This is a genomic window from Pseudomonas sp. TZ252 (assembly GCF_056110345.1).
Map to the genome: position 1 here is coordinate 3750430 of NZ_CM148566.1, position 10540 is coordinate 3760969.

Below are 10540 nucleotides of genomic sequence, written 5' to 3' on the forward strand. Positions count from 1 at the left end.
AGGGGTGGAGGGCTGTCAGCCAGGCGGGAACTGGTGCAGCAGGTGGGCGATGCTCGCCTTGTCGTTGACGCCGAGCTTGGAATAGATGGTGCGTATGTGATGGCGCACGGTGTTCGGCGCCAGGCCGAGGTCGCGGGCGATCTGCTTGTAGGTCTTGCCTTCGCTGAACAGCAGGGCGACGTCGCCTTCGCGATTGCTCAACTGTTCGATCGCGCTCGGTTGCCGCGCGGTGAGCAGGTAGAGGTCGCCGACCTGCCGCGAGTCGATCACCAGGCGCGCATCGCGATAGCCCTGCGGGCTGGTTTCCTCCGGCAACTGCGGACCGGTCCAGCCCGGCCAGGCGCCGAGCAGCAGGTCGACGAAGCCGCGTTCGGCGCAATGCAGCACGCCGTAGCGGTCGCATACCGCCATGGCCAGAGCCTGGCGTTCGAGGGATTCGCGCAGGGCCACCAGGGTACGGATCTGGTTGGCCGAGACGGCCGCGGCCAGGTGCGCCGAGAGTTGCCCGAGGAGCAGCTTCTCCTGGTCCGCGAAGGGCGGGCCGCCAGGCGTGCGATAGAGGGCGACATGGTCGCTGAGGCGGGTGATCGGATCGACGTGGATCACGCAGAGCAGCTCACCGATGTCGTGACGCGCGCCAAGCCAGCGCAGCCCGGCGGTGGCCTGCATGTCAACGGCCACGGCGGTGCCCGGGCGGGCGTGTACCAGGCCGACGGTGATGTCGTCGTGGCTGATCGATTTCCAGTCCTCGACATAGTGCTCTTCGAGGTTGAACAGGTGTGCGCTGTGCTCCACCGGCACACCGTCGATCAGCGCCGCGCGGCCCCACCAGGCACGCTGGAACGGCACCAGTTGCTGCAGACGTTCCAGCGCGGTGCGATGGAAACGCTCCAGGGTCTTGTCGCGCGCCAGCCGGTTGATGTCCAGCACGGCGGCGCCGAACGCCGCGAGCAAGGCTGCGGATGACGAATGCGGGTCAGTGCTCCCTTTCATTCTCTCCCCCGTCCCACTTTTATAGTTCTTGGAATCGGCGTCCCGCCGCCTGGGCGGTCGCTGGGTGACGTACGCAGTATCCGGCCATCCGCCGCCGCGCTGCCATCCTGCAAATGCGGGATAGGACAGGCGGAACGGGGCCTGGCGGGCGCCTTGCAAGATATTTGCCCATTCGCCGTTTTCGGCGATCAACTGCGTTGAGCGGAAGCCCGTGGCTGGGTATAATGTCGCGCTTCCATTTTTCCCGTCTGGGAGCGCCCGCCATGCTGCGAATCAGTCAAGAAGCCCTGACTTTCGACGACGTCCTTCTGATCCCCGGTTATTCCGAAGTCCTGCCCAAGGACGTGAGTTTGAAAACTCGCCTGACCCGCGGCATCGAACTGAACATCCCGCTGGTATCCGCCGCGATGGATACCGTGACCGAAGCCCGCCTGGCCATCGCCATGGCCCAGGAAGGCGGCATCGGCATCATCCACAAGAACATGGGCATCGAGCAGCAGGCCGCGGAAGTCCGCAAGGTCAAGAAGCACGAAACGGCCATCGTCCGCGACCCGGTCACCGTGACCCCCTCGACCAAGATCATCGAACTGCTGCAGATGGCCCGCGAGTACGGCTTCTCCGGTTTCCCGGTGGTGGAGCAGGGCGAGCTGGTCGGTATCGTCACCGGTCGCGACCTGCGGGTGAAGCCGAACGCCGGCGATACCGTCGCCGCGATCATGACCCCGAAGGACAAGCTGGTCACCGCCCGCGAAGGCACCCCGCTGGAAGAGATGAAGGCCAAGCTCTACGAGAACCGCATCGAGAAGATGCTGGTGGTCGACGAGAACTTCTACCTGCGTGGCCTGGTGACCTTCCGTGACATCGAGAAGGCCAAGACCTACCCGCTGGCGTCCAAGGACGAGCAGGGCCGCCTGCGCGTCGGCGCCGCCGTCGGCACCGGCGCCGATACCGGCGAGCGCGTTGCCGCGCTGGTCGCCGCCGGGGTCGACGTGGTGGTGGTGGACACCGCCCACGGCCACTCCAAGGGCGTGATCGAGCGTGTGCGCTGGGTCAAGCAGACCTTCCCGGACGTCCAGGTGATCGGCGGCAACATCGCCACCGCCGAGGCCGCCAAGGCCCTCGCCGAAGCTGGCGCCGACGCGGTCAAGGTCGGCATCGGCCCGGGCTCGATCTGCACCACCCGCATCGTCGCCGGTGTCGGCGTGCCGCAGATCTCCGCCATCGCCAACGTCGCCGCCGCCCTCGAAGGCACCGGCGTACCGCTGATCGCCGACGGCGGCATCCGCTTCTCCGGCGACCTGGCCAAGGCCATGGTCGCCGGCGCCTACTGTGTGATGATGGGCTCGATGTTCGCCGGTACCGAGGAAGCGCCGGGCGAGATCGAGCTGTTCCAGGGCCGTTCCTACAAGTCCTACCGCGGCATGGGTTCGCTGGGCGCCATGTCCGGCTCCCAGGGCTCGTCCGACCGCTACTTCCAGGACGCCTCCGCCGGCGCCGAGAAGCTGGTGCCGGAAGGCATCGAGGGTCGCGTGCCGTACAAGGGTGCCCTGTCCGCCATCGTCCACCAGCTGATGGGCGGCCTGCGCGCCGCCATGGGCTACACCGGCAGCGCCGACATCCAGCAGATGCGCACGCAGCCGCAGTTCGTCCGGATCACCGGCGCGGGCATGGCCGAGTCCCATGTCCACGACGTCCAGATCACCAAGGAAGCCCCCAACTACCGGGTTGGTTGAGGCTGATTGAAATGAGTGCTGCACGGGGCTGTTCGATTCAGCCCCGTGTCGTTTTCGAATTCCGTAGCGAGAGATGGCCATGTCCCAAGACATTCACGCCCACCGTATCCTGATCCTCGATTTCGGCTCCCAGTACACCCAACTGATCGCCCGCCGCGTGCGCGAGATCGGCGTGTATTGCGAAATCCATCCCTTCGACATGAGCAACGAGGCGATCATCGCCTTCGCGCCACGCGGCATCATCCTCGCCGGTGGCCCCGAGTCGGTACACGAAGCCGACAGCCCGCGCGCGCCGCAGGCGGTGTTCGACCTGAAGGTGCCGCTGTTCGGCATCTGCTACGGCATGCAGACCATGGCCGAGCAGATGGGCGGCAAGGTGCAGGGCTCCGACCTGCGCGAGTTCGGCTACGCCCGCGTCGACGTGGTCGGCAAGGCGCGCCTGCTGGACGGCATCGAGGACCACGTGGACGACGACGGCGTGCTCGGCCTCGACGTGTGGATGAGCCACGGCGACAAGGTCACCGAGATGCCGGCCGGCTTCCACATCCTGGCCAGCACCCCGAGCTGCCCGATCGCCGCCATGGCCGACGATGCCCGCGCCTACTACGGCGTGCAATTCCACCCGGAAGTCACCCACACCAAGCAGGGCCTGCGCATTCTCTCGCGCTTCGTCCTCGACATCTGCGGTTGCGCCGCGCTGTGGACCCCCTCGAACATCGTCGACGACGCCATCGCCACCGTGCGCGCCCAGGTCGGTTCCTCCAAGGTCCTGCTAGGCCTCTCCGGCGGCGTGGACTCCTCGGTGGTCGCCGCGCTGTTGCACAAGGCCATCGGCGACCAACTGACCTGCGTGTTCGTCGACAACGGCCTGCTGCGCCTGCACGAAGGCGACCAGGTGATGGCCATGTTCGCCGAGAACATGGGCGTGAAGGTGATCCGCGCCAACGCCGAGGACAAGTTCCTCGGCCGCCTGGCCGGCGTCGCCGACCCGGAAGAGAAGCGCAAGATCATCGGCCGCACCTTCATCGAAGTCTTCGACGAAGAAGCCACCAAGCTGCAGGACGTGAAGTTCCTCGCCCAGGGCACCATCTACCCCGACGTGATCGAGTCGGCCGGCGCCAAGACCGGCAAGGCCCACGTGATCAAGTCGCACCACAACGTCGGCGGCCTGCCGGAGGACATGCAGTTCGAACTGGTCGAGCCGCTGCGCGAACTGTTCAAGGACGAAGTGCGCAAGATCGGCCTGGAGCTGGGCCTGCCCTACGACATGGTCTACCGCCACCCGTTCCCCGGCCCGGGCCTGGGCGTGCGCATCCTCGGCGAGGTGAAGAAGGAGTACGCCGACCTGCTGCGCCAGGCCGACCACATCTTCATCGAGGAACTGCGCGCCTTCGACTGGTACCACAAGACCAGCCAGGCGTTCGTGGTGTTCCAGCCAGTGAAATCGGTCGGCGTGGTCGGCGACGGCCGTCGCTACGCCTGGGTCGTCGCCCTGCGCGCGGTGGAGACCATCGACTTCATGACCGCGCGCTGGGCGCACCTGCCCTACGAACTGTTGGAGAAGGTCTCGAACCGCATCATCAACGAGATCGCCGGTATCTCCCGGGTCACCTACGACGTGTCGAGCAAGCCGCCGGCGACTATCGAGTGGGAATGATCGGCTCGCGCCGATGAGAGGAAAGGGCAGCTTCGGCTGCCCTTTTCGTTTGCTCCGGATCAGCAAAGAGGCGGTTGCACGGAGCGATGGCTCGCCTTCGCGGCTGGGAAATGAGAAAATCTATCATTTCCCAGCCGCAGTAGTACCCGCGAAGGTGAAGGCTCCATGACATTTACCCGTAGACAAGTGCTCGGCGGCCTCGCCGGGCTGGCGGTGGTCGGCCTCGGCGCCGGCGGCGCGCGCCTCTGGCTGGCGCGTCCGCAGGTGGCGCAGGAGTACGACTACGAACTGATCGCCGCGCCGCTGGACCTGGAGGTCGTCCCGGGCTTCAGCAGTCCGGCGCTGGCCTATGGCGGCCAGTGCCCCGGCGTGGAGTTGCGGGCGAAGCAGGGCGAGTGGCTGCGGGTGCGCTTCACCAACAGGCTGGACGAACCGACCACCATCCACTGGCACGGCATCCGCCTGCCGATCGAGATGGACGGCGTACCGTACATTTCCCAGCCGCCGGTGCAGCCGGGCGAGAGCTTCATCTACCAGTTCAAGACCCAGGACGCCGGCAGCTACTGGTACCACCCGCACCTGATGAGCAGCGAGCAGCTCGGCCGCGGACTGGTCGGCCCGCTGATCATCGAGGAGCGCGAACCCACCGGGTTCCGCCACGAGAAGGTTCTCTGCCTGAAGACCTGGCACGTGGACGAGCAGGGCGCCTTCACCCCCTTCAGCGTGCCGCGCCAGGCCGCGCGCGAAGGCACCCGCGGGCGCTATTCGACGATCAACGGCAAGCATGTGCCGACCATCGACCTGCCGGCCGGGCAGATCGTCCGGGTGCGCCTGCTGAACGTCGACAACACCGTCACCTACCGTCTCAACCTGCCCAACGGCGAGGCGAGGATCTATGCCATCGATGGCCATCCGGTGGAACCACGCGGCTTCGAGGGGCAGTACTGGATCGGTCCCGGGATGCGCCTGGAGCTGGCGCTGAAGGTGCCGGAAGCGGGCACCGAGCTGTCCCTGCGCGACGGGCCGGTACGCCTGGCGACGATCCGCAGCGTGGCCAGCGCCGAGGCACCTGCCGGCGACTGGCCGAAGCCGTTGCCGGCGAATCCGGTGAGCGAACCGGACCTGGCCAATGCCGAGAAGATCGGTTTCCGTTTCGAGTGGGTCGGGGCCATGTCCGATACCAGCGGCAAGAATCCCTATCCGTCGTTCTGGCAGATCAACGGCAAGGCCTGGGAAGGCGGCGAGGAGCACAAGCACAACGCGCCGCCGCTGGCCAAGCTCAAGGAAGGCCAGAGCTACATCTTCGAGCTGCGCAACATGGCGCAGTACCAGCACCCGATCCACCTGCATGGGATGGCCTTCAAGGTGCTGGATTCGGATCGCCGGGACATCATCCCGTACTTCACCGACACCTACCTGCTGGGCAAGAACGAGACTGCCCGCGTGGCGCTGGTGGCGGACAATCCGGGCCTGTGGATGTTCCACTGCCACGTCATCGACCATATGGAGACCGGCCTGATGGGGACCATCGCGGTCGGCGAGGCCTGGTGCGGGTGACTAAGCTGATCAGCAACGGCAAGGGCTACCCGACGGTAAAAGGCGTGCGTCCGATCATCGATCGCAGCCGGGACCCGCATTTCATGCGCGAGGCCCTGGCAGAGGCGGAAAAGGCCGCGGCCCTCGGCGAAGTGCCGGTGGGCGCGGTCCTGGTGCGCGAGGGCGAGATCATCGGGCGGGGCTTCAACCGGCCGATCAGTAGCCACGATCCCAGTGCCCACGCCGAAATGCTGGCGATCCGCATGGCAGCGGCGGAGGCGGGCAACTACCGGCTGCCAGGCAGCACCCTGTATGTGACCCTGGAACCCTGCAGCATGTGTTCCGGACTGCTGGTGCACGCACGCATCCAGCGCCTGGTGTACGGCACGGTCGAGCCCAAGTCGGGCGCAGTGGAAAGCCGTGGGCGATTCTTCGAGCAGGAGCATCTCAACCATAGGGTCATGGTCGAGGGTGGCGTGCTGGCGGAAGAATGCAGCCAGGCGCTCTCGGCGTTCTTCCGCGCGCGGCGCGAAGCGGCGAAGAAGCCTCGCGAAGACTGACGGATGTTTCTCTTTTCGAACGCTCCGGCTGAAACGTTAAAGCACGTCCTTGCCCCTTCCTCTCCTTCAAAAGCCATCTGCATCAATTATTTATCCGGATATTTCGGACGATCGGCATAGGCGTAAAGTCGTAGTCGTCGCGCGCTTCCTTCGTCGAATTGTGTGATATTTTGCACGGCCGCTTGAGCAAGCGGCCCGCAGGCAATGGCTTCAGGTGAGAGCGAGCCCGCCTGCGGATACCCCCGCCGGACCGCGCAGCCGAAAAGCGCGGCCGGTCCGGAGGCGTCCGCGATTCCCGGCCCTGCATTGTCCTCGAAGAAGGCCATCGGTACGGCGGTCCTGGCCGCCTCCCGCACAATGCCAATTCGAAATGCAGGGAGTTGTTGTCATGAGTGATACCCGGGTCCAGCAGTATCAGGATCACGCCGGGGCGGAAGCCGTCGATTCCTCGGGACTGGAGGTCAAGCGCCTGACGTTCCTCGAGGCGGTGGCGATGATCGTCGGAACCAACATCGGCGCAGGCGTGCTGTCCATGGCCTACGCCAGCCGCAAGGCCGGCTTCATGCCATTGCTGCTCTGGCTGGCGGTGGCCGGCCTGTTCACCACCATTTCCATGCTCTACGTCTCGGAAACCGCCCTGCGCACGCGCACCCACAACCAGTTGAGCGGCCTTGCCCAGCGCTATGTCGGCTCCTTCGGCGCCTGGGCGATCTTCCTGTCCGTAGCGGTCAACAGCATCGGCGCGCTGATCGCCTACATGAGCGGCAGCGGCAAGATCCTCAGCGCCTTCTTCGGTATCAGCCCGGCCCTGGGCAGCGTGCTGTTCTTCATTCCGGCCGCCGGCGTGCTGTACCTGGGGCTGAGCGCCATCGGCAAGGGCGAGAAGTTCATCAGCATCGGCATGGTCAGCATGATCCTGATCCTGGTGGCGGCCACCCTGCTCAACGACAATACCGAGTTCGCCCGTCTGCTCGACGGCGACTGGATCTACATGGTGCCGGTATTCAACATCGCGGTGTTCTGCTTCTCCGCCCAGTACATCGTCCCGGAGATGGCCCGTGGTTTCAGCCACGCCCCGGAGCGCCTGCCGAAGGCGGTGATCACCGGGATGCTGACCACCTTCGTCCTGCTCAGCATCGTGCCGCTCTCGGTGATCGCCCTGACCGGCCTGGAGAACCAGTCCGAAGTCGCCACCCTGGCCTGGGGCAAGGCGCTCGGCGAATGGGCCTTCTTCACCGCCAACACCTTCGCCCTGTGCGCCATGCTGACGTCCTACTGGGGCCTGGGCGGTAGCTTCCTGACCAACATCTTCGACAAGTTCCACAAGCTCGGTCCGGAGAACCGGCCGAAGACCCGCCTGCTGGTGCTGGCGATCGTCGCGCTGCCGCCGTTCGTCCTGGCCTACAGCGGGCTGGTCGGCTTCGTCAACGCGTTGTACTTCGCCGGGGCCTTCAGCGGGGTGATTCTCTCGATCATGCCGATCCTGATGCTGCGCTCGGCGCGTAGGAACGGCGACTTCGAGCCGGCCTGGAAATGCGGCTGGATCGCCCATCCGGCGATCCAGGCGGTGATCGTGACGATCTACCTGGCCAGCGCCGCCTACGCCATTTGCAGCGCCATGAACCTGCTGCCGGCCGGCTGGTAGGTCATCGCTGCCGGAAGAGGCCGCCATAGGGCGGCCTTTTTCATGGGATTTATTTTATCCGGATAATATTGTTGCTCTATTTATATCCGGGTATTATTCGGGCGTTCCATCCATGGGAGCCTGTCATGGCCAATGATCCATACATCCAATCCTTCACCTGCTTCGACGGCACGCGCCGGCTGCTGACGGCGGCGCTGCCGGAGGTCGCGCTGGCCTTGAAGCAAGCGGTCGCCGGCGGTGCAGCCGGACCGCTGCTGGTATTCGACAATGCCACTGGGCGCTCCGTCGATCTCGATATCCGTGGTTCCAGCGAGGACCTGCTGGCGCGCCTGGTCGTCGCAGGCGAGCGGCAACCGGCGGAGGAGGCCGCGCCGCGCGGGCGCGGGCGGCCGAAGCTGGGCGTGGTGGCGCGCGAGGTGACCTTGTTGCCGCGCCACTGGGAATGGCTCGCCGCGCAGCCCGGGGGCGCCTCGGTGGCGCTGCGCAAGCTGGTCGAGGAGGCGCGCCGCAGCCAGTCCGGGCGTGCGCGGCAGGCGCAGGAGCGCGCCTACCATTTCATGAATGCGATGGCCGGCGACCTGCCGGGCTTCGAGGAGGCGACGCGTGCGCTGTTCGCCGGGGATCGCGAGGGCTTCGCCGAGCGGATCGCCGGCTGGCCGACCGATGTGCGCGAGCACGCCGCCTGGCTGGCAAGCGACGGAGAATCCTGAGGGGAGGGGGCGGCTAGAGTTTCTCGTCGCCGCTGTCTTCTTCCGGGCGCGTCTTGTTCACGCCGGGCAGGTGCAACCCGCTCTCGGCGATCTGGCTGCCTTCCATCTGCGGCTGGGTCACCCAGGTGAGGATGTCGTAGTAGCGCCGCACGTTCTGTACGAAGTGCACGGTCTCGCCGCCGCGCGCATAGCCGTAGCGGGTCTTGGCGTACCACTGCTTCTGCGCCAGGCGCGGCAGCATCTTCTTCACGTCCAGCCACTTGTTCGGGTTGAGGCCTTCCTTCTCGGCCATCTTGCGCGCGTCTTCCAGGTGCGCGCCGCCGATGTTGTAGGCGGCCAGGGCGAACCAGCTGCGGTCCGGTTCCTTGATGCTCTCGGGCAGTTCGCTGCGGATCTGCACGAAATACTTGCTGCCGCCCTGGATGCTCTGCTTCGGGTCGAGCCGGTTGGACACGCCCATCGCCTGGGCGGTCCGGTTGGTCAGCATCATCAGGCCGCGCACGCCGGTCTTGGAGGTGGCGCCGGGCTGCCACAGCGATTCCTGGTAGCCGATGGCGGCGAGCAGGCGCCAGTCGGTATCCAGCTGCTTGCCGCTCTGCTTGAAGTGGCTTTCGTAGCGCGGCAGGCGTTGCTGCAGGTGCTGGGCGAAGGTGTAGGCGCCGACGTAGCCGAGTACGTCGACATGCCCGTAGTAACGGTCCTTCAGGCGTTGCAGCAGGCCTTCCTTCTTGGCCTGGTCGAGGAACGCGTTGACCTCGTTCATCAGGCTGTCGTCGTCGCCCCCCGGCAAGGCCCAGGCCAGCCCGCGGGCTTCGCCGAAGTCGAAGGCGACGCGGACGTTGGGGAAGTACACCTGGTTCATCGCCAGTTCGTTGGAGTCGACCAGGGTCAGGTCGATGTCGCCGACGTCGACCATGCGCAACAGGTCGACCACTTCGACAGCATCGGATTCTTCGTACTTCAGTTCGGGATACTGCTTCTTCAGCTCGGCGAGCTGCTCCGCGTGGCTGCTGCCCTTAAGCACCATGATGCGCTTGCCGACCAGGTCTTCCGGGCGGGTCGGGCGCTGCTGGCCGTTGCGGTAGATGATCTGCGGGGTGACGTCGAGGTAGGTGTGCGAGTAGCGCACGCTGGCGTCGTCTTCGCGTCCCGGGGTCAGGCCGGCCGCGGCGAGCGCCGGGCCGCCCTCGCGGGAAAGCTGGGCATAGAGGTCGTCGAGGTTGTCGGCGGTCTCGATCTTCAGCTCGACGCCGAGGCGCTCGGCGAAGCGCTTGGCCAGTTCGTATTCGAAGCCGGTTTCGCCGTTGCGGTCCTGGAAGTAGGTGGCCGGGCTGTTGCGGGTGATCACGCGCAGTACGCCCTCCTTCTGCACGCGCTCCAGGGCGGTAGGGGCTTTCGCCTCGCTACAGCCCGCAAGCAGCAGAAAGATGCCGGTCGCCAACAGCCAGGCGGCGCAACGTAAGCGGTACGCGGTCAGGGCAAACATCGGCGCAGTATACGCAAAGGCGAGACGGCGCCATATCTCGACAGCCGGGACCTTCTCTGCTATCGCCGGGATACCGTTCGTCCGCCGTTTCGCTTGCCCCGTCGCAGAGCGCTGCGGCGCCGTTCTCGAAGTGCTTCGAAGCGGGCCGCCGCGGATCCGATGGAGGGCTATGCGATAGCCATCGGCGCGGGTGCCGCCGGGCGGTGCTTTACGGTAGAAT

At 66.0% G+C, this 10540-nt stretch carries 9 protein-coding genes; 6 read left to right on the forward strand and 3 right to left on the reverse strand.

Annotated elements, in window-relative coordinates; genetic code table 11:
* Positions 1-15: 15 nt before the first annotated feature.
* A complete protein-coding gene (locus tag ACYAF3_RS17395; RefSeq protein ID WP_003119304.1) occupies positions 16-993 on the reverse strand; it encodes a helix-turn-helix transcriptional regulator in 978 nt (325 codons plus the stop codon).
* A 263-nt stretch (positions 994-1256) separates the two neighbouring features.
* Here ACYAF3_RS17395 and guaB point away from each other — a divergent pair, with 263 nt between their 5' ends.
* The 4 genes from guaB to tadA all read left to right on the forward strand — a co-directional run bounded on the left by guaB (position 1257) and on the right by tadA (position 6479).
* A complete protein-coding gene (guaB, locus tag ACYAF3_RS17400) occupies positions 1257-2726 on the forward strand; it encodes an IMP dehydrogenase (RefSeq protein ID WP_003092702.1) in 1470 nt (489 codons plus the stop codon).
* A gap of 79 nt (positions 2727-2805) precedes the next feature.
* Positions 2806-4383, forward strand: a complete 1578-nt coding sequence (gene guaA, locus ACYAF3_RS17405; RefSeq protein ID WP_003105901.1) for a glutamine-hydrolyzing GMP synthase — start codon at positions 2806-2808, stop codon at positions 4381-4383.
* A 165-nt stretch (positions 4384-4548) separates the two neighbouring features.
* On the forward strand, positions 4549-5940 hold the full coding sequence (locus tag ACYAF3_RS17410) for a multicopper oxidase family protein (protein ID WP_049243343.1): 1392 nt from the start codon (positions 4549-4551) through the stop codon (positions 5938-5940).
* Positions 5931-6479: a tRNA adenosine(34) deaminase TadA gene (gene tadA, locus ACYAF3_RS17415; RefSeq protein WP_003092697.1), complete on the forward strand. Its 549-nt coding sequence runs from the start codon at positions 5931-5933 to the stop codon at positions 6477-6479. Before ACYAF3_RS17410 ends, tadA begins: the two co-directional genes overlap by 10 nt.
* Before the next feature lie 86 nt (positions 6480-6565).
* Here tadA and ACYAF3_RS17420 read toward each other — a convergent pair whose 3' ends face one another.
* Entirely contained in the window at positions 6566-6805 is a 240-nt protein-coding gene (locus ACYAF3_RS17420) for a hypothetical protein (RefSeq protein WP_152959661.1), read from the reverse strand.
* A gap of 62 nt (positions 6806-6867) precedes the next feature.
* Between ACYAF3_RS17420 and ACYAF3_RS17425 the strand changes: the two genes are divergently transcribed.
* Entirely contained in the window at positions 6868-8124 is a 1257-nt protein-coding gene (locus tag ACYAF3_RS17425) for an aromatic amino acid transport family protein (RefSeq protein WP_003105913.1), read from the forward strand.
* 125 nt (positions 8125-8249) lie between these two features.
* The gene (locus ACYAF3_RS17430; protein WP_003113820.1) at positions 8250-8834 is read left to right on the forward strand and encodes a DUF2239 family protein; all 585 of its coding nucleotides are present in this window, start codon (positions 8250-8252) and stop codon (positions 8832-8834) included.
* Between the two features lie 13 nt (positions 8835-8847).
* Here the strand turns inward: ACYAF3_RS17430 and mltF are convergent, their stop codons facing one another.
* Positions 8848-10320, reverse strand: a complete 1473-nt coding sequence (gene mltF / locus ACYAF3_RS17435; protein ID WP_003104806.1) for a membrane-bound lytic murein transglycosylase MltF — start codon at positions 10318-10320, stop codon at positions 8848-8850.
* Positions 10321-10540 lie beyond the last annotated feature (220 nt).